This window comes from Escherichia sp. MOD1-EC5990 (genome assembly GCF_002965285.1).
GTDB classification, from domain to species: Bacteria; Pseudomonadota; Gammaproteobacteria; order Enterobacterales; family Enterobacteriaceae; genus Escherichia; species Escherichia coli_F.
On the sequence record NZ_PTRV01000029.1, the window covers coordinates 23,648 to 47,425 of the forward strand.

The 23,778-nt window shown below is 51.5% G+C and carries 30 protein-coding genes and 5 pseudogenes; 3 read left to right on the plus strand and 32 right to left on the minus strand.

The features are described 5' to 3' along the window. A pseudogene (locus BEB42_RS23105) lies at positions 1–315 on the plus strand (toxin ArtA). A gap of 1 nt (position 316) precedes the next feature. On the opposite strand, the gene trbA reads toward BEB42_RS23105, so the two are convergent. The 22 genes and pseudogenes from trbA to traM form a co-directional block, all read right to left on the minus strand. Continuing rightward, on the minus strand, positions 317–664 hold the full coding sequence (trbA, locus tag BEB42_RS23110; RefSeq protein WP_001287910.1) for a conjugal transfer protein TrbA: 348 nt from the start codon (positions 662–664) through the stop codon (positions 317–319). A 15-nt stretch (positions 665–679) separates the two neighbouring features. Next, on the minus strand, positions 680–1,423 hold the full coding sequence (traF, locus tag BEB42_RS23115) for a type-F conjugative transfer system pilin assembly protein TraF (RefSeq protein WP_001030378.1): 744 nt from the start codon (positions 1,421–1,423) through the stop codon (positions 680–682). Continuing rightward, complete coding sequence (locus tag BEB42_RS23120) at positions 1,416–1,673, minus strand: conjugal transfer protein TrbE (protein ID WP_000864318.1); 258 nt, start codon at positions 1,671–1,673, stop codon at positions 1,416–1,418. The genes traF and BEB42_RS23120 overlap by 8 nt, the downstream gene beginning before the upstream one ends. Before the next feature lie 26 nt (positions 1,674–1,699). Further along, on the minus strand, positions 1,700–3,508 hold the full coding sequence (gene traN / locus BEB42_RS23125; protein ID WP_000821836.1) for a type-F conjugative transfer system mating-pair stabilization protein TraN: 1,809 nt from the start codon (positions 3,506–3,508) through the stop codon (positions 1,700–1,702). Beyond that, positions 3,505–4,146, minus strand: a complete 642-nt coding sequence (gene trbC / locus BEB42_RS23130) for a type-F conjugative transfer system pilin assembly protein TrbC (RefSeq protein WP_105267573.1) — start codon at positions 4,144–4,146, stop codon at positions 3,505–3,507. The genes traN and trbC overlap by 4 nt, the downstream gene beginning before the upstream one ends. Positions 4,147–4,151: 5 nt before the next feature. Further along, positions 4,152–5,144 carry a conjugal transfer pilus assembly protein TraU gene (traU, locus tag BEB42_RS23135; RefSeq protein ID WP_000830183.1) on the minus strand — a complete coding sequence of 331 codons (993 nt, stop codon included), beginning with the start codon at positions 5,142–5,144 and terminating at the stop codon, positions 4,152–4,154. Then, positions 5,141–5,773, minus strand: a complete 633-nt coding sequence (gene traW, locus BEB42_RS23140; protein ID WP_001203720.1) for a type-F conjugative transfer system protein TraW — start codon at positions 5,771–5,773, stop codon at positions 5,141–5,143. The genes traU and traW overlap by 4 nt, the downstream gene beginning before the upstream one ends. Next, positions 5,770–6,156 (minus strand): type-F conjugative transfer system protein TrbI, encoded by a 387-nt coding sequence (trbI, locus tag BEB42_RS23145; protein WP_000099692.1) that lies wholly within the window; start codon positions 6,154–6,156, stop codon positions 5,770–5,772. The genes traW and trbI overlap by 4 nt, the downstream gene beginning before the upstream one ends. Continuing rightward, positions 6,153–8,780 (minus strand): type IV secretion system protein TraC, encoded by a 2,628-nt coding sequence (gene traC, locus BEB42_RS23150; RefSeq protein WP_001064245.1) that lies wholly within the window; start codon positions 8,778–8,780, stop codon positions 6,153–6,155. The genes trbI and traC overlap by 4 nt, the downstream gene beginning before the upstream one ends. Before the next feature lie 159 nt (positions 8,781–8,939). Further along, on the minus strand, positions 8,940–9,161 hold the full coding sequence (traR, locus tag BEB42_RS23155) for a conjugal transfer protein TraR (protein ID WP_001278689.1): 222 nt from the start codon (positions 9,159–9,161) through the stop codon (positions 8,940–8,942). A 134-nt stretch (positions 9,162–9,295) separates the two neighbouring features. Further along, positions 9,296–9,811, minus strand: a complete 516-nt coding sequence (gene traV / locus BEB42_RS23160) for a type IV conjugative transfer system lipoprotein TraV (RefSeq protein ID WP_000809838.1) — start codon at positions 9,809–9,811, stop codon at positions 9,296–9,298. Beyond that, a complete protein-coding gene (gene trbG, locus BEB42_RS23165; RefSeq protein ID WP_001038349.1) occupies positions 9,808–10,059 on the minus strand; it encodes a conjugal transfer protein TrbG in 252 nt (83 codons plus the stop codon). Before trbG ends, traV begins: the two co-directional genes overlap by 4 nt. Positions 10,060–10,070: 11 nt before the next feature. Next, positions 10,071–10,268, minus strand: coding sequence for a conjugal transfer protein TrbD (locus tag BEB42_RS23170; RefSeq protein ID WP_236942412.1), 198 nt, complete (start codon positions 10,266–10,268; stop codon positions 10,071–10,073). Continuing rightward, positions 10,255–10,844: pseudogene (gene traP / locus BEB42_RS23175) on the minus strand (conjugal transfer pilus-stabilizing protein TraP). The gene BEB42_RS23170 and the pseudogene traP overlap by 14 nt, the downstream one beginning before the upstream one ends. After that, positions 10,834–12,261: an F-type conjugal transfer pilus assembly protein TraB gene (traB, locus tag BEB42_RS23180; protein ID WP_000146676.1), complete on the minus strand. Its 1,428-nt coding sequence runs from the start codon at positions 12,259–12,261 to the stop codon at positions 10,834–10,836. Before traB ends, traP begins: the two are co-directional and overlap by 11 nt. Then, entirely contained in the window at positions 12,261–12,989 is a 729-nt protein-coding gene (traK, locus tag BEB42_RS23185; RefSeq protein ID WP_001230787.1) for a type-F conjugative transfer system secretin TraK, read from the minus strand. The genes traB and traK overlap by 1 nt, the downstream gene beginning before the upstream one ends. Then, positions 12,976–13,542 (minus strand): type IV conjugative transfer system protein TraE, encoded by a 567-nt coding sequence (gene traE / locus BEB42_RS23190; protein WP_000399799.1) that lies wholly within the window; start codon positions 13,540–13,542, stop codon positions 12,976–12,978. The genes traK and traE overlap by 14 nt, the downstream gene beginning before the upstream one ends. Before the next feature lie 21 nt (positions 13,543–13,563). Beyond that, positions 13,564–13,875, minus strand: coding sequence for a type IV conjugative transfer system protein TraL (gene traL / locus BEB42_RS23195; RefSeq protein ID WP_000012106.1), 312 nt, complete (start codon positions 13,873–13,875; stop codon positions 13,564–13,566). Positions 13,876–13,889: 14 nt separating this feature from the next. Next, positions 13,890–14,255, minus strand: coding sequence for a type IV conjugative transfer system pilin TraA (gene traA, locus BEB42_RS23200; protein ID WP_000340282.1), 366 nt, complete (start codon positions 14,253–14,255; stop codon positions 13,890–13,892). 42 nt (positions 14,256–14,297) lie between these two features. Then, positions 14,298–14,513, minus strand: a complete 216-nt coding sequence (gene traY, locus BEB42_RS23205) for a conjugal transfer relaxosome protein TraY (RefSeq protein WP_001352842.1) — start codon at positions 14,511–14,513, stop codon at positions 14,298–14,300. A 135-nt stretch (positions 14,514–14,648) separates the two neighbouring features. Further along, positions 14,649–15,296: a conjugal transfer transcriptional regulator TraJ gene (gene traJ, locus BEB42_RS23210; RefSeq protein ID WP_105267575.1), complete on the minus strand. Its 648-nt coding sequence runs from the start codon at positions 15,294–15,296 to the stop codon at positions 14,649–14,651. Between the two features lie 191 nt (positions 15,297–15,487). Further along, a complete protein-coding gene (gene traM / locus BEB42_RS23215) occupies positions 15,488–15,871 on the minus strand; it encodes a conjugal transfer relaxosome DNA-binding protein TraM (RefSeq protein ID WP_001063020.1) in 384 nt (127 codons plus the stop codon). A 339-nt stretch (positions 15,872–16,210) separates the two neighbouring features. Here traM and BEB42_RS23220 point away from each other — a divergent pair, with 339 nt between their 5' ends. Continuing rightward, on the plus strand, positions 16,211–16,813 hold the full coding sequence (locus BEB42_RS23220; RefSeq protein ID WP_077628677.1) for a transglycosylase SLT domain-containing protein: 603 nt from the start codon (positions 16,211–16,213) through the stop codon (positions 16,811–16,813). Between the two features lie 296 nt (positions 16,814–17,109). Here BEB42_RS23220 and BEB42_RS23225 read toward each other — a convergent pair whose 3' ends face one another. The 3 genes from BEB42_RS23225 to BEB42_RS26520 form a co-directional block, all read right to left on the minus strand. Continuing rightward, positions 17,110–17,931 (minus strand): DUF932 domain-containing protein, encoded by an 822-nt coding sequence (locus tag BEB42_RS23225; RefSeq protein WP_001234430.1) that lies wholly within the window; start codon positions 17,929–17,931, stop codon positions 17,110–17,112. 117 nt (positions 17,932–18,048) lie between these two features. Further along, a complete protein-coding gene (locus BEB42_RS23230) occupies positions 18,049–18,336 on the minus strand; it encodes a hypothetical protein (protein WP_000107538.1) in 288 nt (95 codons plus the stop codon). A 24-nt stretch (positions 18,337–18,360) separates the two neighbouring features. Next, positions 18,361–18,567 (minus strand): hypothetical protein, encoded by a 207-nt coding sequence (locus BEB42_RS26520; RefSeq protein ID WP_000275856.1) that lies wholly within the window; start codon positions 18,565–18,567, stop codon positions 18,361–18,363. A 69-nt stretch (positions 18,568–18,636) separates the two neighbouring features. Between BEB42_RS26520 and BEB42_RS26875 the strand changes: the two are divergent. Further along, a pseudogene (locus BEB42_RS26875) lies at positions 18,637–18,958 on the plus strand (hypothetical protein); the annotation flags it as partial. A gap of 276 nt (positions 18,959–19,234) precedes the next feature. Here the strand turns inward: BEB42_RS26875 and BEB42_RS23240 are convergent. The 7 genes and pseudogenes from BEB42_RS23240 to ssb all read right to left on the minus strand — a co-directional run bounded on the left by BEB42_RS23240 (position 19,235) and on the right by ssb (position 23,688). After that, positions 19,235–19,360 carry a type I toxin-antitoxin system Hok family toxin gene (locus tag BEB42_RS23240; RefSeq protein WP_096937776.1) on the minus strand — a complete coding sequence of 42 codons (126 nt, stop codon included), beginning with the start codon at positions 19,358–19,360 and terminating at the stop codon, positions 19,235–19,237. Further along, positions 19,302–19,451: pseudogene (locus BEB42_RS26880) on the minus strand (DUF5431 family protein); the annotation flags it as partial. The gene BEB42_RS23240 and the pseudogene BEB42_RS26880, both read right to left, overlap by 59 nt. Positions 19,452–19,633: 182 nt before the next feature. Beyond that, a pseudogene (locus BEB42_RS23245) lies at positions 19,634–20,387 on the minus strand (plasmid SOS inhibition protein A). Further along, positions 20,384–20,818 (minus strand): conjugation system SOS inhibitor PsiB, encoded by a 435-nt coding sequence (psiB, locus tag BEB42_RS23250; RefSeq protein WP_105267576.1) that lies wholly within the window; start codon positions 20,816–20,818, stop codon positions 20,384–20,386. Before psiB ends, BEB42_RS23245 begins: the two are co-directional and overlap by 4 nt. A gap of 54 nt (positions 20,819–20,872) precedes the next feature. Next, a complete protein-coding gene (locus BEB42_RS23255; RefSeq protein WP_000117203.1) occupies positions 20,873–22,831 on the minus strand; it encodes a ParB/RepB/Spo0J family partition protein in 1,959 nt (652 codons plus the stop codon). A 63-nt stretch (positions 22,832–22,894) separates the two neighbouring features. After that, entirely contained in the window at positions 22,895–23,128 is a 234-nt protein-coding gene (locus BEB42_RS23260) for a DUF905 family protein (RefSeq protein ID WP_000005991.1), read from the minus strand. Between the two features lie 62 nt (positions 23,129–23,190). Next, on the minus strand, positions 23,191–23,688 hold the full coding sequence (gene ssb, locus BEB42_RS23265) for a single-stranded DNA-binding protein (protein WP_050541230.1): 498 nt from the start codon (positions 23,686–23,688) through the stop codon (positions 23,191–23,193). Positions 23,689–23,778 lie beyond the last annotated feature (90 nt).

Genomic DNA, 23,778 nt, shown 5'->3' on the forward strand with positions numbered 1-23,778 from the left:
ATGGAAAAGCGATCTTTTAAAGAAAAACTGGAAATAATCAGAAACATAATAAGAGAGTCGTTACTGGGAAATGCGGCAATTATTGCGCTGATATATGCAGCATCACATTCATTACCGGTCAATGCCTTCCCTGACTATCTTGTAATAAGTTTATTAAGTATCGCAGCAGGCATCGTTGTATTATGGTTATTTTCAATTATCTATATTTATTTTTGTGAGCTATTCAGAAGCCACTGAATTGCGGTATGGTTTATCATATGGTCTTCAGTAATCAACCTCATTATTTTGTATGGTTTTTATGACCGTTTTATATGACTTAGCCTGTCATAAGCCCCCTTATAAAAAACCACATCACTCCGGACCATACCGATGACAACACAATACAGATAAATATTCTTCTGAACCTGTCGAAGCTCGTAACGTCCGGTAATGCGGCCGCAACTATTGAAACAACCAGTGCTGCGCCCTGACTCATAATTGCACCACACAGAAACCAGAGACTGGCGGTAAGCACATATAAACACGCGATATTAATAACAAGGAAAACCAGTGAGCTCAGGAGAAACATTTTCCTGTCATTACGCTCAGAAAAGAAATAACCGGCAATAATGACAAATATTAACAGAACAACACCTGTAAACATTTTCAAATAATCTTCACTCATAAATCAAATCCGCGATTAAAAATTGGGTTTAAAATCCTCAGAAACGTTCAGGAACTGTTTTGCCAGGTCGTCCTGCGAAATAAAGCCGTATGATAACGGGCGAACACTGCCCTGTTTCGGGTCAACCAGCATCATGGCCGGGAAATATTTCACGCCGAGGCGCTGCGCCTGCCCCTGGTCAGTCCGGGAATCCGGCAACAGCGGATTAATCACGCCATCCACGGAAACGGGAATAACACTCAGACCATACGTATCCCGGAAGCCATTAATGACCTGCGCCAGTTGCCCGTCGATGGGGTCCTGCCCCCGGTAAAAAAACATGATGCCGTAGTGTTCAGCCAGTTTCGCAATGGCCTGTCGCTGCTGCGCCTGGTCTGCTGCCAACTGGTTCCGTACCGTGCCGTTGTAATGGCTGTACTGCAGGTTATAGTCCAGTTCAGGATGTGCCAGCATGGCCTTTCTGGCGCTCATGGTGAAAAGCCCGGCCTGCTGAGTCCAGTAATTTTGCAGCCGGAAATATTTCACAAAATTATCCACGCCGGGATACAGAATGGCTTCGTACAGCGCCCGCTTTGTTGCCGTCTGCAGTGCGGCCAGTTTCTGCATAATATCCGGTTCCTGACGGGGGGCTGCAGGTACAGGTTTATTTTCTTTTTCCTTCGGATTTATTTTCTCGTTATACCACTGCCAGCCTGCATCTTTTCCTGACGCCGGAAAAATAAAGCAGCAGAGTAACAGTGGCAGTAATGCTTTATTCATCTTCATTCCTTTCATCACTTTTTCTTTCATCAGGTTTCTGCAGGTCAGTCAGGGCAGAAAAACAAAAATACAGAATAAACAGGAGCACACCGGAGTAAAGGATAACGAAAGCAGCGGCAAGCATCCCGTCTGCCGTGGTTTCTTTTACCGTATCCCACGACCAGATAATTACCGGAGAAATGACAATCGCTGTAATCAAAAGCCGGATAAGAAAATCAATAAAACGGTTCGACGTGAATATGACTTTCATCATTTCCCCCGGTTATTTCCCATACCTTACTGTCCTGCCTGTTTCAGCTGGTCAGCAATCTGCTCTTTCACTTTCTGCGTCAGAACGCCACTGTCCGGGATTTTCTGGTTATTCATCAGGTCTTCGTAGAAGTTAGTGAAATCCAGTCTGTTGAACTGAATTTTCTGCAGCTCATCAACCGTAATCCCCCGACAGTCAGGATGCTTCGCACTACCAAAACTGATACGCAACTGACCGTTGCGCCCCTGCTGCTGGACTATCTGCGCCAGCTTCGAATCAAACTGACAGTAGCTGCGTTTTTTCTCCAGACAGACACCCAGCACTTTCTTCGAACAGAACTCCCCGACGCTGACGGTCAGTTTGTTTGATTTTGCTTTAGCCAGGGCCTTTTCATCACTGCTGCATTTGGCCAGCCCGATATCCTGTCCCCAGCCGCTGTCCTTACAGCAGTTGCTGTATCCGGCTGCAGCCTTCTTACAAAATTTCGCCTGACCGGTGAAAGCACGGACATCCACCCCGTTCAGCGCCGCAACATCCTTACCTGCTGCGGCCAGTGCCGCCAGCTGAGAAACGGCTTCGGCAAAATCCTTACTCTGCCCGCTCTGAGCCTTATCGCATTCGCCATCGAGACAGAAGACGTCTCCCCCACAGACCATCACTTTCCCGGATGTTTTTGACTCACAGGAGTACGTGGCATATTCATGCAGACAGGCACCTTCTTCGGAGTAAAAGGCACACTGGTGTGACACCAGGGTACAGGCAGGATTGTCGGTGTAGGTCTGACAGGTTCCCTTGTCTGCTGACTGCGTGACATACGTGTCCCGGTATGCCCAGCAGCTCTGGTACATGCTGTATGACTGACCGTCTTTCACCAGCGTCCTGTTCCCGCCAGCCTCCGTACATTCTGTTTTTGTCAGTTTCCCCAGCTCCTTGCTGAACGGGCAGCTTTCAGACCAGACAACATACGGGGTGTACGAGGCTTTTTTTACCCTGACAACCAGACGCAGCTTCATTGCCGTATGACGTTTGAATTTTGTATTCCCGACCCGGACGGGGTGAGATGACGTAAAAGCCACACCGGCAGTCAGTGTTTTCTGTACTGGTGTAAATGAGGCATCTGCTGAGTATTTGGCATTCCAGCTCAGTGGGGTTCCCAGTACTGTAATTGTCATAGGTACACTCTTCTGCAGGTAAGTACGACTCCAGCTGTAATGCGCATCGACAATTTCACCGGTAACGGGAGAGGTAATGGAGACAACATACTGACCATTCACTTCACGTGCAGGTAGCTGACTCATTTCATACTCCAGCGTCCGGGTTTCCCATGTGGTACTCCCCTGCAGCTCCATACGGGCAGTTCGTGTGCAGTACTGCTCCACCTGTAAATCCCGCTCACAGGTGTAATTCGTGTATTCACTCCTGCTAATCTCCTGCGCACTGCACTGCTGCCCGGTGTTTCCCACAATGCTGTCAGCCCGGTTCACCACATCCCTGCCGGTCTGGATAAACGGTGCATCCGGTGAAAGAATGTCTTTCGGCTTGTTCATGAATGACTCTGTAATGGTTTTTCCGGTTTCACCGGTCGCCCATTCCGTGGTGCCGTCATTTTTCAGGCCGCCATCCCCGCCGGCAGTCACGCCACCGTAATATTTTGTCTCGTCCGGATTCGCGTTATAGCCGGGGATACTCTCCTGTGGCTTAAAGCCCTGAATACTGCTGCTTCCCTGCCCTTTGATCTGGTGAGCAAAATCAGAACCGGCCCGGTAATCACTGTTGCTGTCAGCCTGTGCCATGCCGGCAACCAGAGCCAGTATCAGAGGTAAAATACGTTTCATTTCCCGGAATCTCCTTTCCCTGCCAGTAAATCATGAGCCACCTGCCGGCAGTCACCCGTGGCGGCCACTTTCTCCAGCGCCTGGCCGACCCGCAGGTTTCCCCGGATGATGTCGTATCCCTGACTGCAGAACACCACCAGTGCCGGTACAGTGCGAATGCCGTACTGTGAAAACAGCGTCGGGTCGATCTGAACACCATCAGTCGCGCCGTCTTTCACCAGGGACAACACAGCTTCAGCGGTGGTCTTCAGGTCATTGTTCACCATGCCCCGCAGTGTGGCCGGAATACCGTAGTGCCGGGTTTCGCCCAGCATTCGTTTCAGCCCCTCTTCGGGAATGGAAAACGACACAAAATACAGAGCACCCTGCCGGGGTTTCCCGTCCTGCGAAGCCTGCTGTTTACGAACCAGCTCATCCAGGAAATGGTTATCTGAACGCTGAAGGGGGTTTTCCAGCACCTGTTTCTCCGCCCAGGCTTTCAGCTGATGGTCAGGTTTTTCACGCAGTTGTCTGCTTAAATTTTCCTGCTGCTTCAGGAACTGGCGGTTTTCAGGAGTGTTCACGTTTTCTGACGCCATAACCGCCCCGTTCAGCATCATCAGCAGTGCTGCCAGAGATTTCATACTCAGCTTCCTCATTCGCCTCACAGGAAGACACAGTTACGTTTACGCCACATCAGGTAGCCGAAGTTTTTCTTTGTGTTGGGCGGATTTTTCCCGGTTTCCCAGCGGGTCACGCTGCGCCCGAACGGGTGGCACTGCCCGCTGTCCGGATACATATTCACCATCTGGTAACGCCAGCGTTCTTTGGGCAGGATTGGGGACGGATATTCATTACAGACGGCGTTATTTTTCCCGATGGTTTCCATAATCATGCCCTGACGGTGCAGCTTGAACGCCATGCGTTCACTGACCAGCAGGGAGGACTGCAACGGACTGGACTCATTACTCACCCAGCCATTGAACGGGTACATACTTCCCTGCGAACCGGCACACCAGAACAGAACATCGAGAGGCATATTAAAGGCGCTGGCAATCGCATCTGCTGCGCAGGCTCCCTGTGCTATCGGATTGGCAAAGATGACAGCTTCCGGATTGAGAATGGTGGTCAGGCTGCTGTCCGTCCAGGTGGGGTCGATTTCAGAAAGATAAGCGATATCCAGGTCACCACCTTCCAGACAGCCCAGCGATGTGATGATGTTCAGCCAGTACGTCAGCGGGTATTTGTACCAGTGAACGTGATAGAACGCCCCATTTACCTGCTTCTCATCCTTTTTCGCCGTTCCCTGTGCCGTTTTACCAAAAGCCGGCAGGCTGAAGCCCAGGTTCACCATGCATCCCGGTGACCGGGTGACGTCCGTCAACGCCATCGGCTCCCAGTAACCAATGGCCAGCCCGATACGCCTGAACAGCGGCGGCGGTGCCGGACAAATCTGAATGGGCATCGACGGGTTCGCCGTGTCGGGGACCTTACCCTGACTGACTTTGATACTGCCCAGCGAGAGCGGGAAAATACAGCTCCAGCAGATATCTGTGATCGGGTTTACAAAACGCCCCTCACAGGCAGAATCCGCAGACGCCGCAGGGACATGACCGGCGAAAAGGAATAACATCAGCAGCCACAGCCTTCGCTTCATTTTCTGCCCTCCTCTGCCGGAATAAATTCCACCTTCAGGAAGCGATCGCCGGGAACGGCGCTCACCCGTGCCGGGACCTGATCAATGCCGAGGCGCTGGCAGAGCACACCGTTCTGGTCAAAGTAAACACGGCTGTCCAGAGACTTCTGCATCTCCGGGATACTGCCCTGCACGAGGATAATTTTGCTCTCCAGTGTGGGCGGCGTCTGGCGTTTCATCCAGGCCACCTGCGCCGGATCATCGCCATTGATGAAATACAGCGTCTGGTTAAAAGGAACATACTGCAGCGGATTCATCACTTCACCCTGACGGGCAAACACCCGCCCTTCGTTATCCCGGATATCCGCAGCCAGTCTGACGGACGGGTCAAACAACCGGCTGCCGTATTTCTCCGTGCGTCCGATACCGGGTACGGCAGGGGGCCGCAGACTGTTGCGGATCACCCGCTCCTTAAAGGCATCCATTTTCCGGCCCATCTCACCGGACTGCTCCAGTGCCGTCAGGCGCTGCATGATCACCGTCAGCATGTCCGGCTCCTTTACCGGCCACAGATCGCCCCAGGTACCAAGATCGGCGGCGGCCACACTCTGCCCCCATATCAGCAGGGCAATCAGCCCCCGGCATCTCATGGTTCCGCCCTCATTCGCCGGGCAATATCCTGCTGGATTTCCCGGGTGATATCCGGTGCCCCCTGTACCACAGCAGGCGACACCAGAATGACCGAGTGGTGTTTCTGCTGCCACGCCTGCAGGCTGGCTTCCAGTGCCGTGTTAAAACGCGCTGAAAGGGCTTTTGACTGCGCTTCTGACAGTTGTTTCTGACTGGCGCTGTCAAAAAACGCATCCACGGTCTGTTTCATGTTGAAGGCGACAGTCACCGGTGCGTTCAGTCTGACAATGCCGTAACTGACGGCTGCGTTCAGTAACACCATTGCCAGGCATCCCGGCACCGTCCACCACCAGTGGCTGCGTCGTTCTGCCGTGACGTCGGCGGGTTTCTGCGTTGAACTCATGCCACACTCCTGTATTTCTCATGTTCTTCCAGCCAGGCTTCCAGCGAAGCCATTTCCGGCCCTGACTTCTTCCACGCCAGCTGCCACACTGCCTCATGAATACTCAGCCCCTCTTTACGCTTCTGCTGCACAAACTCAAAATCCGGGCCGTCAGAGCTGTACATGGCGCGGCTTAACGGGTCCACAAACAGACGGTGCCAGGAGGAATGGTTTTCCACCTGCAGCAGGAAGGAACTGAACCACTGGTCTTTGGCCGCACCAAACTTACCAATCATGTCGCGCTGCAGTGGCAGGAACTGGTCCGGATACAGTTGGTTGTATTTCGCGAACTCCTTCGCACTCTGTTTGAGGATAATTTTGTAGGAGGAGTTACCCCATGCCGCGCGGGCAGCACTGGAGGCCTTATCAGAGTCAAAGTCGACGATGTTCTGTGTGATGGTGATATAGGCACCGGTATGACGGCGGGCCGTACGGTAGCCTTTCTCAATAAATTCACCGACCTTGTGATTTTTGAAGTCCAGCAGACGCCAGCCTTCATCAATAACGTTCAGTTTCTTGAGGTTACGCGGCGTGCGGTACATCCTGTTCTCGATGTAGATAATCAGGGAGAACATCACCGCAACCAGCAGTGACGGACGGTCTTCCAGTCCGCCCAGCTCCAGCACCACCATTTTTGCGTCATCCCGCAGGGACGGCTCATCAGAGTTAAAATACTGGCCGTAAGTGCCGTTGGCAGTGTACTGGTCAAGCAGCACAATCATTTCGTCCAGACGGCTGCGGATAGTCGGTGACTCGGCATACTGCTCGCTGTCACTGGCGTTTTTCAGGAAATCCACCACGTCATCAATACGTGCTCTGTTCTCTTTGGCCAGCCAGGAGGCTCTGACCGCCTGCAACAGCAGACCTTCATGCACTTCATCCAGGTTACCGTTGGGGCTGGCCATCACTGACAACTGGTCACGGACACGCTCCGCTGACTGGTCAATATCGGTGATGTTCGCAAACGGGTTAAAACGCAGGGTTTCACCGTCCAGATACACCCCGCCCATGTTCTCACACAGGGACTTGTATCCATCCCCCATGTCGAACACCACGGCAAAGCCTCCGGAGTCCAGCACGCTGCGGATAAGTGGCTGTATCAGCCCGGTTTTACCGGCCCCGGAGGTGCCACAGACCGCCATGTTGTAGTTGGTGTTATTCATCCCCCGGAAGAAAATATCGATAAACGCCAGCTGGTTACGGTAGGTGGGTGCCAGCAGACCTGCCGGTGTCAGGGGGTTATCCGCCACTAACGGCATCAGGTTGGCAACATTAAAGCTCTCTGCGCGCTGAACCACTCCGGCCTCTTTCAGCTGTTTAAACAGCCCTTTCCCGGCCATAAAGGGCAGGCAGGTCAGGAAATTGCGCATGTGGTTAAAGCGCGGTGAAATCAGCTCAAAACCGTTTTTACGAAAGCTGTTCAGGATGTCCTGCTCCACTTCCAGCGCCGTTTCATTATTGTCCTTGCAGAATGCTGTGATGTTGAGGAAGTAGGACACCACAGAGGACTGACCGGAGCCCAGCCGCTGACGCAGTTCCCCCCACTCCTTCGCCTCTTTCTCCACGGACGGAAACCATTTGGCATAGGAGGTCTTCGACTTTTTCTCCAGGTCCATGTACTTCAGGTTGGCTTCGCTGTGGGTTTTCACCTGGTCTTCCACCACCAGAGTCAGCGTCAGGATGAACGGACAGGAGATGGACAGTTCCGGGTTCAGCAGGTTGCTGTAGTTGTCGGCCACGTTCCACAGGAAGGCGATTTCCGGGTTACGGGCCAGATGGAAATTCAGGATGCGGGCCGTGCTGTTCCTGCCGTTCTCACGCAGGCCCAGCGTCAGGTAATCAGCCCGGACTTTCAGATCAAAACTGTCCTCCACACACTGATAATTCAGATCAGAATACGGGTCCAGCTGACGTCTTTTCGGGTACAGGGAGTCCGGGTTATGGTTAATCATCTCCCCGACAATATCGATAAAGGCCTGTGCATCCACCGTCTGTGTGGTGATACTGGCCCCCTGTAACGACGCCCGGATGATTTTCACCAGGTTTTCCATTTCCAGAATGTCGGCCCGGCTTTTTTTCTTCGAAGGAGAACAGTACGAGATAAACACCCGGTAATGGCGCAGGGTCAGGGGCAGATTCATCCCCTCCGGCAGCGGAAACTGTGTCGCTGCCGCTTTCATATAATAGGCCCGGGTAATGGCGTTAAACCGTTCAGCCTGTTCACCTGACCAGGAGAACTCACGCAGCCCGTATTCAATCCTGTCACCAACCAGCTGACTGGACATCAGATGGATACACAACGGAATACCGCGCGGCAGTTTGGTGCGCAGCATGTGATCGAGGGCCTCCACAATGGACTCATTCGCCCCATTGATGGGGATGGCTTCCAGCATAAAGCCCATCGTGGTGTCATTCATGAACAGACCGGATTCCTGGTTGTAATCACGGTACGGCAGCAGACGGCTGAACTGCGGGAAGCTCATTTCGCCCAGAACTTCATTGGCCTTTGCGGATTCGTCAGGCAGTTTCAGTGCTGTGACGAGGGAGTTAACCGCCTGAGTGACGGCCTCAAGTGGGTTATTCACATGAATTCCTTAGTTGAAAAATAAAGCGAGAAATGCGGTAGCCATGAAGGGAATACCTGTAATTAACGCGCCATTTCCCGGCGCATATACAAAGATTTCTGTTTTCTGAATATCCACTCATGTTCATCCGGAATTAAATCACTATGTTCTGCGACTGACTTATGCATAATGTTTTCTCTGTCTTTCCTGATACGCCTGACATTCAACGCACAACGTCACACCGGGAAATATTTTCCGCCGGGCTTCCGGAATAGGATTTCCGCATGCTTCACAGAGATAAACAGGAATACCATGAGCATTTATTTTCTGGCGTATCCGGTTTATTCCTGTCATGGTCAGTTGTTCTGTCACTGAATATGCTTCATCGGCTTCATCACTCACGGAATATTCCTCCCGACATGTTCTGACACGCTACCGCCCATCCCTTTTCACGCACAGGGCACTCGTTTTACAGGCAGATTTTGAATACAGAAAGCCCGCCGGCATTGCCGGCTGATATACAACTTCAGGGCCAGTTAATTAATACGTGGTTTTCCCCACGCAGACGGTTTAATAACAAAAAACACGCTGGATGGCTGATGATAAACATCCTGGTTATCAATATAAGGCGCTATCCATAATGCTGCCGTCTGCTCACCCGTTCTTAGCGGACGAGGAGGTGTTACCGGCGTAACTGAACTGACCGGAACAACCGTTTTCACTTCCCGGGCAGCGGTAAACAGCGGGCGAGGTGCCAGCAGTTTCTGCTCCGGATGTGCTGTCACCGCAGGTCTGCTGCCGGACGGAGTGGTCGCGGTGACGGTCTGCACCGGCATTGTCCGGAAGTTCCCTTCAGCCAGGCGCGGCAGTGATGCCGCAACCGGCTTTGCTTCTGAGGACTGCTCCAGTTTTTTGGCCTTCTCATTGGCCTGCTCCATCGTCATACAGGTATCGGATGTGGTGGCGTTACACTCAAATTCCGTACTGGTTCCGGCACAGCCGGAAAGTAATAAGGTCCCCAGCAGAGGAATAAAGAAAGAAATCTGTTTCATTGTCCCTCACCTTTCTCATCGCAGTTCACAAAATCCTTCTTCAAATCCCTGACCGTACAGGTTTTTACAATGTCAGGATTTTCAAAAACCGTACTCCGTGATGATTTATAAACATATGCCACAATGCGTTTCCCACCCGCATCAGGTTCTGGTGCACTGACTTCACATAACTGAGGTGTTATTCCGGACTCATACAGCACCGGATAATTTATTTTTTTGACGCTGCCATCAGAAACCAGCTTATTCATCGAAGGGTTCCTTATATTTCTGAATTCTTCATCACACCGACAGCAGTCATATTAAAATTGTCCGGCAATGACTCAGAACCGAATTTCTCCGGTGCAGGAAGTACGATTCTTGTGGCGCAGTTACTGAGAACAGCATGCATAAAATCATCTGATACGTTTTTATCCGGCACAACGCGGGCTGTAATAACATTAATATTACGCATGTTCATTTTTATCTCCGTTGCTTCTGTTTGTTCGGTCATCAGGGAAATAAACATGGCATTTCCTGATTTTTCCCGGCAGGGAAGCGTCTTCCGTATAAACGTCCTTCAGATATTCATCTGCGGTTACCACCCGGATACATTTCATTTTTCCGGGCAGCACCGGATATTTCCCGGTGATCGCTGCCAGCGAGACATACATCAGTGCCAGTGTTGCCCATAATGCGGTGACCAGTTGCATCAGTGACCGGTCAGTCTCCCTGACATAATCTGCAGCATCAGCCGCGCGGTAATGGCAGATATCCTGTATTTCTGATCTGCCTGAAGAATCAGAGGAAGAAAACCAGCATTCACTGACCGGGAACTGTCCGGCAGGTGCTGTTTGTCTTACGAAGTTAATCTCCTTAACCAGTAATTTCCCCGGCGTGGTGTTGTCCTTCCATAAAACAAACAGAGCCATCAGGCCATTGTGGCCAGTGGCAGAATGACGGTGTACTTCAGACACCAGAACAGTCCTCGCAGAACCCGGGCGACAACATACCGGGCGGCATGGCACGCCTGACGGGACGACATATTATTTGCCATCGTTGCCCCCTCCCTGGCTGCCGGACATAAACTGCTGCGGATTCAGGTTGCCCAGCTGCTTCAGCATCTGGTCAGTATTAAAGCCGTTAAGATGACTTTCAGCCGATGGCGGAACAGGAACCGGACTTTCCGGATTGTCTTCTTCCGCTCTGTTCTGCGTGCGTTCCAGCGCCATCTCTTCCACGGTTTTCAGCTGGAAGCCGTCCTGGAACACCACGGTCACTTCGTTGCCCGCACCAATCGGTATCACCGGGTGATACTGTTCGGCACGTTTGATGTAGTAGTCACTGAGCGTCTGTGCGGCTTTCGATGCGCCGCCACCGATACCCATTTTCAGGACATCACCAGCCCCGTAAGCGGCTGTGGCACCCAGCCCGACAGCCGGCTGGGAGGCGCGCTCCATTCCCTGACCGATACCGTCAACAAATCCCGCGCCCCATGCCCAGCCGAGGATTTTGCCGTTACGCATCACCACTTCGCCCTTGATACCGTTTTTACCCCGGAAGCTGACATGCCCCTTAATCGGCATATCAATAGTTTTGCCGTCCTTCAGGCAACTGATATTGCGGGTGCGTACAATGGCACGCTCACTGGACACATCCCCCCAGGCTTCCAGACCCACAAAACATCCCGTTGCGTCATACGTCTTGCTGTTCGGCATTTCCACCAGGCCGGTGATACGCAGCTGCATCGGCACCGTGGATTCATTACCGGTGACAGAGGCATTGGCATCCGCCCCTTCAATCAGCATGGCTTTCGCAAAACTTCCTGACGGAATGTACGGCAGTGATGGTCCCTGTTTTCCCTCATTACGGGTAAACACCTTACGCTGTATCCGGTTAGGCACCGGCACAGACTGGTACGTCACCTGTGGTGGTGGCGTGACACCATTCCCGGGATAAAACGCCGTCGGCGGTGGAACAGCAACGCTGCCCTGCGGCGGGAAGGATACGGGGGTGTTTCCTAGCTGTGGTTCGCCTTCCGGGCCGGGCGGTGAGGCAGGCATCTGCGGTACAGGCTCACCGGTCGCCGTGACGGGATTAGCACCCAGGGCTTTTACCTGCTCTGCCAGGGCGGCATTGTCCTGTCCCAACTTTTCAATACGACGCTGGTCATCACCGCGCTGTTTGTTCAGAACATCCAGCTCACGACGGATTTCCTCATACTGCTTCTGCATCTGCGCTGCCGTCACCTGCATCTCGGTGGTGGCATGCTGACGCACCTTGTCATCAAAGGTCGTATCCACCACACCGGTCATATCCGGCACAGGCTCCTGTTCAGCCACGGTTTCACCGTTACCGGACATGTCCACATCAGACAGATACAGTGCCCCACCAATCGCGGAGGCTGTACCGACAACCACAATCCCCAGCCACAGGTACTGCTTGCGTTTCACAATGGTATTGATACTGGCCATCAGTTGCCCTCCCCGTCACGGATGACATACACATCCATGCGCGCACCTGCCAGTAACTGGCTGGCAGGCTGGCTGAACATCACGGCACGGGTTCCCGGCTGCCAGAAGTCACTTTCCCGGATATTCAGGGCAGACAGCGTTTTATTTTCCACGGCAAAGCGGACCATCTTCAGGTGATTCCCCGTCCATACGGCATCTGCCACTGAAGACAGCCCCGCCGGGGCCTGCAGGGTTTCCTTTGTCACCGGGACCTGATACCAGCCTGCGGGTAATTTTCCGCCACGGACGGCCTGGCTGATGGTCACAAGCAGGGATTCGTAAGGCGTGGACGTTTCCCACGCACCGGCTTCTTCTCCGGTTCCGCGCAGGTCACTGACCAGCTGAATGGTACGCCCCGCGCCTTCACGGGGAACGGCCTGAATGGAAAGATTCAGACCACGTTCTGTTTCCAGAATGAACGTAAAGGGCTTTTTGTTGACGGTGGCAACCACCACACCGCCGGAGGCGGTCTGCTCATTATTGGTCAGGGCACCATCCAGACTGTTCACGGCGATAATCCGGTCACCGGGAACGGTAAACAGATTCGGGCTGGTATTGCTGATGGCAATACTGGCCTGACCACCGTTCACCATTGGCACCACGGTGGGGGCCAGCGTACCGTTTGCGGCCATCACGCTGCAGGAAAAAAACAGGCTGCCGAATATTATTGCCGTATTATTTTTTCTCATCGTCTGTTTCCCCGAAATTATCCAGCCAGGTCACCCCGTTTTCCCGCTTCAGAATAAGGATGTAATGTTTGATATCAGTGAAAGGTTTTGAATCACCAATCCAGGTTTTAAGCACACCTCGAATTTCCACACGGCCATACTGAGGCCAGACACGAACACTGGTCTGGAAAAAGGCTGAGTTCACGTTATCGTTTTTAATACGCTTCGCTTCTTCAGCCAGAATAACTTTCATCTGGTTCTGTGCGCCCGGGCGGATATATTGCAGAAGCGCCTGATGTGAGGCATCGACGGTTTCTGATGAAACATTCAGACGGAGGGCAATAAATGACAGCGCCATCTGCTGTAAATAAGAGGTGTCGGCACTGTTCTGTGACACGGCAAAGGGGGCATTAAATGCCATTGGCGTCACGGCAGTGCGTTGCTCATTCTGAAGACGGTAGTTATTCACCCCCTGAATGACGTTAACAGAGAGGCTGAGAACAATAAGCACTGACATAAATATAAAGGCGATGGCCATTACACGACTGGTACTTAAACGGGCACCGTGTTCCATATAACAATCCTGGTATCAGTTCTATTTAATCCACTGCCGGAAACACGAATCGGGAACATTATGAAAAATACCGCGCAGCAGGGCTGTTGGCATATACCAGTAAATCAGGTCACGTAACCAGGAACTGCCCCGCCCTTTTTTCAGTTTTTTAATCCCGAAATAAACCAGAACCGCTGCACCAATACCGAACAGATATTTCGATGTTGTGATACCCCAGCCAATACAGATTGCTGCGGGGATCAGTTCATCCAGTGGCAGGCCAAACCAGCGGCTCTGGTTGGTCAGTGTTTCCGGGAAACGATATTTCTTAAGTTTATTCTCGTCTCCCGACATCGTTTTATTTCCTGTCAGAGGCCAACGACGGCCATACCCACAGCAATAAATACAGAGATGATGGCAAAACCGGCCAGGAACTTGACGTTTTTGGTCATCATGTACATGACCGCACCGACCAGAACTTCAGCCAGAACAACCCATTTAACAACACTGGAGTCCTTACCGAAGGTCGCCTTAACCGTGGTGTTACCACTTGCCATCAGGTCCTGACCACTGCTGCCGGCGGCCATCGCCAGCTGCGGGAAGAACATCATCAGAACAGCAGCCGGGATCACAGCGCGAGCCAGGCGAAGCATATTCAGACGAGTGAATTTAGAAAAAAACGACTTCTTTTTGACGGGCGCAGAAACACCCTGAACACTTAAAACGGCGTCCATATGATTCCTCTGTTTAATATTGATAGTGAAAAATAAAACTCTTTATATATCGTCTATGCTTTCAGCTTCCTCCTTTACTAAAGATGCATTATAAAAGTCTGGAAAACGATTGAGATGATCTTTTAGTCTAATGAACACCTCATTAGTTTTTGTTCTTCCGCTACGATCTCTAGCTGCTAAAAGTTTCTGATTAGTTGTCTCATCCAGTATTAATAAGACTTTGTTACCCGGTGCGGCTCTGGTTCTCCCTCTGCTCACGTTTCCTCCGCATAATTACTTGAGATAATAAAATATAATCATATAAATCATCTTTAATGAAAACAAAAATAGAGTAAATTATATTAACAAAAACGGGAACCAATGGTTCCCGCAAAGTAACAATAAGTTAACAGCCTATCTTCCCAATATTTCTTTTACTTTAGCATATAAAGGAAGTATCTTTTCTGTTCTAATCATTTCATCCAACCAGAGATCTCTAGAACTAAATCCATGTCGTTTAAATAATTTCATGGTTTTCTTCTTTGATTTAGACACAGTGATGTTCATCTTTGCTGATGAATAATGATGGCTAAACCCTATCAGATATGGCTCAATGCCTACATATTCATCAGATAGTACAATTAATTCATTGGTGTATTTAGACACAACAAACGATGACAGATTATCATTTGCTACCCAAATAAATCTCCAGATAAAGAAATAGCCGCATGGTGTGATAACACTTTCTATGATCACACTCCATAACATATTATTAAGTAATATGTCATTATTACAATTTACACCATAAACTGAAGAGCATGATTCAATCTCTGCTCTGGATAACTGTAATTTACATTCCAACGTTAAACTATCAAACCATTCATCACATGAATTAAATGACGATCTGATAAGTTTTTCAAAGCGGTTATTTTCCTGAATAAAAAAACCATCCTCGAAGCGGACACATACTGGATATTTTAAAAACGAAATAGCCTCTCCAAGACTATGAGGGAAATGCAATTGACTGATGAGTGCTCTTTCTCTACGATCCATCGCACACATAGGAACCTCCTCTAAGGATTCTATGGACAGTCGATGCAGGGAGTGGCTGCTCCCTGCATCGGCGATTTTCAGTTTCAATTTTTAACGTGGCATTAACCACATAATCAATATACTAATTATTCTGATTATTGTCATCAGTTTGATACCATAAAAAACCATGATATTTGAACAAAGTCAAAATTTATTTCACTTTATTCATCATCATTTTTTGGAAAGAACCTTTCCATCTCAACCGACACCTTCTCTCTGATATCTTCAACCATATTGGCATATTCAAACTTCGGTTTTCCGGAAACATGAGGGCTAAGAGACTCAATACCTAAAATCTTTGCCACCGTTGACTGCGTTTTTACAACACACTCAAGAAGAAGTTTATTAAACTCTGCCTGATTAAACGCTGATTCTTTTCGTTCCATCTGCGCTTCATAAACTCGCAATCCTAACTCAAGCAACATAGAGGCAATGCTTGAATAACTAACATCTTTCTCTTTTGCTCCCTCTGCTCGCCTTTGCACAGCAATAGCATTTATTTTTTCAGACACATGGTCATTAACATAAACCTGAATTTTGGCCATAACACACCTTATTCACCTTCCTAAACAAACAATATATTTTCGTGCTCTCTATTCTGCACCTTATGACGAATCGCCATTAGATTCATCATACTAAAATCACGATTCACTATACGAATCAGCAATCATCAAATGACGAATCTAATATAGATTCACGCGCCAAGTAAATAGATGTTTTCAAAAAAAATAGTCATTACTGAATCATTGACAATTCGTGATAGATTCACTATCGAATCTATCACGAATCTCTGCAATATAATTCAAAATTATATAATATAAATACAGTTCATTAATTACATGATTTAAAACACAAATCAGCAAAAACTTGTTTTTGCGTGGGGTGTGGTGCTTTTGGTGGTGAGAACCACCAACCTGTTGAGCCTTTTTTTGGAGTGGGTTAAATTATTTACGGATAAAGTCACCAGAGGTGGAAAAATGAAAAAATGGATGTTAGCCATCTGCCTGATGTTTATAAATGAGATCTGCCAGGCCACTGATTGCTTTGATCTTGCAGGCCGGGATTACAAAATAGATCCTGATTTACTGAGAGCAATATCATGGAAAGAATCCCGTTACCGGGTTAATGCCATCGGTATTAATCCGGTAACAGGATATGGCAGCGGACTGATGCAGGTAGATTCCCAGCATTTTAACGAACTGGCCCGCTACGGAATTAAGCCAGAACATCTGACAACAGATCCCTGTATGAACATTTATACCGGTGCTTATTATCTGGCAATAGCATTTAAAAAATGGGGCGTCACCTGGGAGGCCGTTGGTGCATACAATGCAGGATTCAGGAAAACCGAACGCCAGAACCAGAGACGTCTTGCCTACGCATCAGATGTTTACCGGATTTATACCGGGATAAAAAGCAGTAAAGGTATCCGGCTTCCGGCCACGAAGAAATCACTTCCGGAAATTAACAGCGTGCAGAACAATTAATCTTACAGACATTGTCAGATACCGGTTATGCCGCAAAAGCGGCATGGAAGTCCACACACAAAAATATCATATGAGTGACAATACTGACTGGCCGAAGCCCCGCGAAGCGGGAACCCATCTTATATATACCCGGTAACTGCGCAGCCTCCTGCCAGACCATTTTTCGCGGGCACAATATTTACAGACAACCGGAAAGCCGGTTGATGAAATTGAGGTATATCAGACGACACAGCGATGCCGAAAAATGATAATATAAGTAAAGCCCCGAAAATTTTTTCGGGGCTTTACTTATATTATCATGACTTCCACTTTCTGAACTGTTCGGCAATCACCCATAACGCCTTGTTGATTCTTATATCACCATCAATACCTGTAATGGCTCTTGTCCTGGTATTTTTCCCGGAGGCACTTCGCCCCGATAATCCACCTTTTATCATATTCTCCTGAACCCGCTGCCAGGTTGTCCAGAGATCGTTCTGTTTATCTTCCCGACGACGGGGAGTAATTATCTGTTCAGGCGTCACTGGCGTTTTATTTTCATCTTCATACCTGACCATCAGTGCAGCTCTGCCAAATAAATGTTGCTCGTCACTGTTAAGATGAATTTCTTTCATCGCCTCCATATTATCAGTGACCTTATCAAAGACACCGAGCACTTCATACGCTCCCTCGATAACCTGCCCGACAATATCACCTTTATGTGGAACGCGGATTTCGCCAAAATTATTTCCGCACACCAGGCCATTTGTGCAGACAAAACGAAAAATTCCGGGGATCATCTGATAACTGGATGAACCATCATGTGAATTAAGCAGGATAATTTCAGGAACTTCCTGCCCGTTAATATGCCCTTCCCTGCGAAGACGTAACATATGTTTACTGAATTCGCGACGTCCCAAATCACGAACCCGACTCTGACAGGCAAAGAATGGCTGGAAACCTTCATCACGTAACTTATTGATGATATTGATTGTTGGAATATACGTATAACGTTCACTCCGGGACTCATGTTTATCACCGGAAAATACCGAAGGCACGAACTGCATTAATTCATCATCCGTTAAAGGACGTTCACGGCGGATGGAATTATACCGACCAAAACGGGAAGCTAATCGCATAACAGCTACTCCTTTATGAAAGAATAAATTTAATAAAAAATTTTTCCGCTTAATATCATCCCCCCGATCTCCATTAACAAGATTGCAACAATCAGGAGGGATATTCATCACATCCGGTCAGCAGATCGCCCGGATATCGAGGCCGGCACGCTTAATCTGACGCAGGAACTGTTTGAAGTGATCGGCTTCCGCAATGTTGATATGGCGGAACTGCGTATCCACACCCTGACTGAGCGCGTAGCTATAACTGAAGGCCATCTTTTCCGGGTGGCTTTTGCGATATTTTTTCAGCTCAGTCAGGCTGCTGAATTCCAGGACGTCCCACTCTTCCCCGGTGTTTTTTTTCTTCCCGGCAACAAGAAGCGTGTACGACGCGGTGTTAACGTGGATATTTCGGGTACTCATCCTGCTTTCTCCTCTGTCTGGTTTTCAGCCCCCATCATCTTTTGAGTTTCGGGAGCCGCGGTTTTGACGTTTTGCGGGGACCTGCCTTTTGTTCCCTCCGGTATTCACCATCACCTTTTTGAGAACCTTCGCCGCAAGGGGCATCACTGCCACGGCCGGAAACGACTGTCCGGGGGCAGACCGCAAAAGTTTTTGCCTGCTTCTGGGCAAAAAGTTTTGCGGGATGTACATTTCACCCCTGGACTGGCGGAGACGGTTGTGGCTGTATTAGCCCCCGGCGACAGGGGCTTAAACAGGTGAATGGCACCGGACACAACAACGGGCAGGCACCCGCCGCAACGACGTGAAGCGCGGTTTGCGAAACGGCGTTGCCCCTTACATCCCGGCGGCCTTTTGCCGGGATGCCGGGAGCGCAGGCCACGGCGCGACAGAGGCGGCGCGACCGGAACGGTCGCTGCAAGCCCGGGGTTTCGCGTCAGGGATGGAAGCCCGCCAGGGCGGAGACAGCTTCGCTGGCTCCGTTCACGACAGCCCGCCCCGCCAGGGGGACGCCCGGAAAAGACACTGCCAGGAGAACAACAAAACAGACAGTAATCAGGGCAGCAGTAATCAGAGTCAGAACAGGAGGAAAAAGAGAATAATCAAAGGGAAGGTGATGTGATTTCTGACAGGTCATAAACAGAGAAGGCGGGGGAAAAGAACGGGCGCCGCAGGCGCACGTTCATCCCCGTTCCCGGAGGGAAACGGCCTTCCTGGCAGTCTGGTTGTTCATGCCCGTACAATGCCAGCAAGGAGAAAGGGGCCACCGGCGAACCAACAGCCCCTTTATAAAGGCGCTTCAGTGCAGTCAGACCAGCATCAGCCCTGAAAAGGCGGGCCTGCGCCCGCCTCCAGGTTGCTACTTACCGGATTCGTAAGCCATGAAAGCCGCCACCTCCCTGTATCCGTCTCTGTAACGAATCTCGCACAGCGATTTTCGTGTCAGATAAGTGAATATCAACAGTGTGAGACACACGATCAACACACACCAGACAAGAGAGCTGCGTGGTAGTTTCATGGCCTTCTTCTCCTTGCGCAAAGCGCGGTAAGAGGCTATCCTGATGTTGTCTAAGCATGCAGGGGCCTCGTGGGTTAATGAAAAATTAACTACGGGGCTTTTGTCCTTCTGCCACACAACACGGCAACAAACCACCTTCACGTCATGAGGCAGAAAGCCTCAAGCGCCGGGCACATCATAGCCCATATACCTGCACGCTGACCACACTCACTTTTCCTGAAAATAACCCGCTCATTCAGGCTATTTACGGGTAATCTGTGTGATTGTTGCCGCATCACGCTGTCTCCCGGAGTTTGTTCGGCACCATCCACCGCTCCATCTCACGGACAGCGTGACCAGCCTCTCTTGCTGCAAGACTGGCTTCCGTAATAACCTGCCAGAATGGCATATCCTGCCACTGCCAGCGTTCCATTCCGGCCAGTGACGGAAAACGCTCGCCCCACTGCCAGAACAGGGTTTCCAGGTCATGCTCTGCCACCCGGTCACTCCAGCGGGCATGCCAGCTTCCGACTGTTTCCGGTGAATGGAACGCCAGTTCGATTTCCGCCTGAGCGACCAGCGCCTGGTACGCACGGGCATTCTGCTCTGCCTCCCGTGCCTGCTGACGGCTGTACTTCTGCATGATCAGTGCGGATTTGTGGCGACTGCGCTCCCTGACACGGAACCGCACCGACGGGAACAGCCGCTCTGCTGCATCGCCGGGAAGGGGAAGGAGGCAGACCTCGCCCTGTGTTTCAATCAGCACATCGAGGGCATACAGCCACTGAAGACGGTTGCCGCGCAGTTCTTCTGCGGTCAGGGACGGCATGAAAAATCGCAGGTCAGACAGCGAAATCCTGCGGCTTCCGTTCAGACAGCGGAAAAACGCCCCCGCATACGGATATTCCGCCAGCGAGTTTCCCTGATGGCGGCGTTTTTCCGTCTCCGCCACCGCCCGCCATGCGGCCTGTTGCTCTGCGCTGAGGGGAACCAGTGCCTGTGAACGTGCGCTCATACCTGACCGCCTTCCGCCATCAGGATATGGATGATGTCGTTAACGCTGTATCCCTGCGCATCCAGTGACGCCGCCAGTGCCAGTGAATGGCTGACGGCTTCCGGTGCAAACCGCTGCTGTACCTGAACCACCGCAAACGGCTCACCACCGGCATTCACCAGAACCAGCACCCAGACCTGAGAGACGTCACCCGGTGAACATAACACCAGGTGAAAACGTTCGTGGGCAGGCGTGAAACGGACCTGGACGGGGAAAAAGCCGCCAAACTCGCTACCATACTCGCCGTTCATCGTCCAGTTATCCGGCGCATCCAGCTCCCGCATCACGGCATGTGTCAGCTCACGGCGTTCATCACTCCCGGCAGCCCGGATATCTTCATATTCCTGTGCGTTCATGGTCTGTAATACATTCAGGGTCAGTTCAGTTTTCATCACGGTATCTCCCTTGCTGCCGCCCCGTCTCCGGCGGGGCGGTGTGGTTGTTCATCAGGCGGCATCAGCCAGGTTATCGGCGCGTTCAGTGGCATCCGTCTGTGGACGTGGTGAACACATCCAGCCAGGCACCCAGCGGTTGTCTTTCATGTGGAACTCTGCATGTTCAGCGGCATCACCTTTCTTCATCTTCTCCGCGTCCCGTGCGGCACCGGACAGTCCGGCATCATTCAGGGCTGCGATAATCTGCGGCTTTTTCAGGTGTCCGAAAAAGTTTGCTTTTGTCGGCTGCCACCAGTCGCGCATGTGGAATCCGATAGCGCTTTCCAGCGAGTCAAGCGGACTGCGTGACGTGTGACCACACTCACGGGTCTGGACACCGTTAAGGCTGCATGCGGTGCAGAAACTGAGCAGGGATAACAGCACCTCCTGACTGAGTGACAGGAACGTCGTCATGTCCCGTGCCCATCCATCCGGCAGCAGGGCTGCAAGACGGGCTTTTTCTGCCATCATCGCCATGAATGCGGCACCTTCCTTCCCCGAGGGCGCATCGCTGGTCAGCGCATAATGCTCACATTCCAGGCGGATTTTTGCGGGATTGCTGTAAGCTCCGCTGCCAAACACATTCAGGCAGAGCGTCCATGCCAGCAGTGCCAGGGATTTGTCCGGTTGCAGCATCAGTGCTGCCTGGACTGCCAGCGTGCGTTCGGAAGACATTTTCGTCAGCAGTGGCAGACTGATTTCCTCCACTGACGCTTTCTCCTGCACCTGTTCCGTGCGGTCAGCGTCATCAGTCGCGTCATCTTCACTGCGCAACTGCACACCACGCTGGACACATACGTTTCCATAACGCCAGGACACCACCACGCCACTTCCGGCACGCATCTCCGGCGTCCACGCCCTGACCTTCGCCATGCAGTCAATCAGCTTCATTTCTGCTTCCAGCAGGTCGGATTCCTCACACTGATTTTCCAGCGCGTCGTAACGTGCCATCAGTTCGTTCAGGCGTTCTTCTTCCGCCTCCGTCAGCACAGCTTCCGGCTCCGGCAGACTGCGGTATGTTCCGGCATCCTCACGGCAGAAACCGACAGGCTCCATACGTCCAGCGCACCATTCCCAGCCTTCGGCTTCCCGAAGGTGTTCAGCAACAGCCTGGAGTTTTTCCAGCAGGGCGGCATCGAGCGCCACGCAGTCCACATAGCCACCCTCGTTGTCGCTGAACAAATCGGTGCGCAGTTCATCTGGCGAGAAGGCATCAGCCCCCACGAAGCGGAATTTACTGTTCCCCGCCACCACCACTTCACTTTCGGTCACCAGACGACGAATGGTCTGTACTTCCGGTTTTCCGCCCCATCCCGACTGACAGGCAGCTTCAAACACCTGTACCTGACGTGCGGTGTCGTTCTCCAGCGCCAGCGCCTGACAGTGCTCTGTGGTGATGCGGTCTTCTGCCAGCGCATCGAGGATGACAGGCGCAAGGTCAGCCAGTTTCAGCATTCGCTGAACGTGGCGGGGTGAATAGCCCAGCAAATCACCGATTTGTGCAGGTGTTTTGCCTTCCTGCGCCATTGCGCGGAATCCGGCAATCTGTTCGGCAGGGTGCATATCCCGACGATGACCGTTTTCAGTCATTGATGCGGCAGTCGCCAGTTCCTGCGGAATGACCTTCACACGGACAGGCCAGTCAGCCGGAATGATGCCACGCTCTGCCAGCATGTTGAGTGCTGCCAGTCGGCGACCACCTGCGGCGACACCGTAACGGTCACCTGGCAGGGCATGAACAACCAGATTCTGTAACAGGCCGACACCTTTAATGGAGTCCGCCAGTTCGCTGACGGACTCCGCAGAATACGGCACCGTGCGCACATTCAGCGGTGACTTAATCAGTGAGGCCAGCGGCACGCTCACTTCCTCCGTCTGCGCCAGCAGGGCAGACAGGGCAGTCTCCTGCTCTTTTGACGGTTTACGGCTGGATTTACGCTCCGTTTTTGTCTTAGACTCTGTAACTGACATATATTTCTCCTTTGACCGGGATGGTTGTATGTCTGCCGGACGCGTTCCCGTCCGGCACCTCTCTTACTTAAGAATGCCGAAATCACGGATGGCATGGCTCATCCAGTACCCGGCACCGTCCTCAAAATTCCAGGTACGCCAGACCATTGCACCGTTATTACGGACAACCAGGCGAAACTGTTCGCCGTGGTCATCCTCGATAAAGACGTTCCGGTACTGTGCGGCAACGGCTTCGGCATGTTTGCGGGTAAAAGGACCGTCAGGCAGCCCCTGAAGTATTCTGAAATATTCGCTCATCCTCATTTCTCCGGTGATGCCCCGCACAGGACGGGGCGGGGCGGTTATCACAGTCAGCCCGATCAGAACGGGATATCGTCTGAAAACCCGTAATCGTCACCCTCCGGCGGTTGCGGCTGAGGCTCCGGCTGCGCGGCCTTACGTCCACGGCCTTTCGTTTTTGCGCCTCCTTTTTTCGTACCGGCCTCCGCCTGTGGTTCCGGCTGAGGCTGACCGCTGAACTGTTGCGCCTCTTCCGGCTGAGTCTGAGCACCTGCGGCACATCCCAACATCTGCATGGTGCCCGTGGTCTTAACAAGAATTTCGGTGACGTAACGGGTGATACCGTTATCCTCCCAGCTACGGGTGCGAAGCTGACCTTCGATGTAGACCTGCGCGCCCTTGCGCAGATATTCACCTGCCACTTCCGCGAGCTTGCCGAACAGCACCACGCGATGCCATTCTGTCTGCTCCCGCATCTCCCCCGTCTGTTTGTCACGCCAGCTTTCTGACGTGGCCACCTGCAGGTTTGCCACTGCGCCCCCGTTGGGGATGTAACGGACTTCCGGATCTTTTCCCAGGCGGTAGGGTAGGGTACGTGTGGTCTTTCAAGATAAATGGCGAATATGTCCTGCTTATCTTGAGTTAGGTCACCGTTACCCCCCCTCCGA

What these genes read in the sequence shown, in the direction of transcription:
- traK (WP_001230787.1), bottom strand. Translation starts at nt 12,989, where the DNA reads ATGAGAAAAAATAATACGGCAATAATATTCGGCAGCCTGTTTTTTTCC.
- BEB42_RS23260 (WP_000005991.1), bottom strand. Translation starts at nt 23,128, where the DNA reads ATGAGCGAATATTTCAGAATACTTCAGGGGCTGCCTGACGGTCCTTTT.
- traL (WP_000012106.1), bottom strand. Translation starts at nt 13,875, where the DNA reads ATGTCGGGAGACGAGAATAAACTTAAGAAATATCGTTTCCCGGAAACA.
- BEB42_RS23120 (WP_000864318.1), bottom strand. Translation starts at nt 1,673, where the DNA reads ATGAAAGTCATATTCACGTCGAACCGTTTTATTGATTTTCTTATCCGG.
- BEB42_RS23170 (WP_236942412.1), bottom strand. Translation starts at nt 10,268, where the DNA reads ATGAACATGCGTAATATTAATGTTATTACAGCCCGCGTTGTGCCGGAT.
- trbC (WP_105267573.1), bottom strand. Translation starts at nt 4,146, where the DNA reads ATGAGGAAGCTGAGTATGAAATCTCTGGCAGCACTGCTGATGATGCTG.
- traU (WP_000830183.1), bottom strand. Translation starts at nt 5,144, where the DNA reads ATGAAGCGAAGGCTGTGGCTGCTGATGTTATTCCTTTTCGCCGGTCAT.
- traE (WP_000399799.1), bottom strand. Translation starts at nt 13,542, where the DNA reads ATGGAACACGGTGCCCGTTTAAGTACCAGTCGTGTAATGGCCATCGCC.
- traV (WP_000809838.1), bottom strand. Translation starts at nt 9,811, where the DNA reads ATGAAACAGATTTCTTTCTTTATTCCTCTGCTGGGGACCTTATTACTT.
- trbI (WP_000099692.1), bottom strand. Translation starts at nt 6,156, where the DNA reads ATGAGTTCAACGCAGAAACCCGCCGACGTCACGGCAGAACGACGCAGC.
- BEB42_RS23225 (WP_001234430.1), bottom strand. Translation starts at nt 17,931, where the DNA reads ATGCGATTAGCTTCCCGTTTTGGTCGGTATAATTCCATCCGCCGTGAA.
- traW (WP_001203720.1), bottom strand. Translation starts at nt 5,773, where the DNA reads ATGAGATGCCGGGGGCTGATTGCCCTGCTGATATGGGGGCAGAGTGTG.
- BEB42_RS23230 (WP_000107538.1), bottom strand. Translation starts at nt 18,336, where the DNA reads ATGAGTACCCGAAATATCCACGTTAACACCGCGTCGTACACGCTTCTT.
- traM (WP_001063020.1), bottom strand. Translation starts at nt 15,871, where the DNA reads ATGGCCAAAATTCAGGTTTATGTTAATGACCATGTGTCTGAAAAAATA.
- trbA (WP_001287910.1), bottom strand. Translation starts at nt 664, where the DNA reads ATGAGTGAAGATTATTTGAAAATGTTTACAGGTGTTGTTCTGTTAATA.
- traA (WP_000340282.1), bottom strand. Translation starts at nt 14,255, where the DNA reads ATGGACGCCGTTTTAAGTGTTCAGGGTGTTTCTGCGCCCGTCAAAAAG.
- BEB42_RS23255 (WP_000117203.1), bottom strand. Translation starts at nt 22,831, where the DNA reads ATGTCAGTTACAGAGTCTAAGACAAAAACGGAGCGTAAATCCAGCCGT.
- trbG (WP_001038349.1), bottom strand. Translation starts at nt 10,059, where the DNA reads ATGAATAAGCTGGTTTCTGATGGCAGCGTCAAAAAAATAAATTATCCG.
- psiB (WP_105267576.1), bottom strand. Translation starts at nt 20,818, where the DNA reads ATGAAAACTGAACTGACCCTGAATGTATTACAGACCATGAACGCACAG.
- traN (WP_000821836.1), bottom strand. Translation starts at nt 3,508, where the DNA reads ATGAAACGTATTTTACCTCTGATACTGGCTCTGGTTGCCGGCATGGCA.
- traJ (WP_105267575.1), bottom strand. Translation starts at nt 15,296, where the DNA reads ATGTGTGCGATGGATCGTAGAGAAAGAGCACTCATCAGTCAATTGCAT.
- traF (WP_001030378.1), bottom strand. Translation starts at nt 1,423, where the DNA reads ATGAATAAAGCATTACTGCCACTGTTACTCTGCTGCTTTATTTTTCCG.
- traB (WP_000146676.1), bottom strand. Translation starts at nt 12,261, where the DNA reads ATGGCCAGTATCAATACCATTGTGAAACGCAAGCAGTACCTGTGGCTG.
- BEB42_RS26520 (WP_000275856.1), bottom strand. Translation starts at nt 18,567, where the DNA reads ATGTACATCCCGCAAAACTTTTTGCCCAGAAGCAGGCAAAAACTTTTG.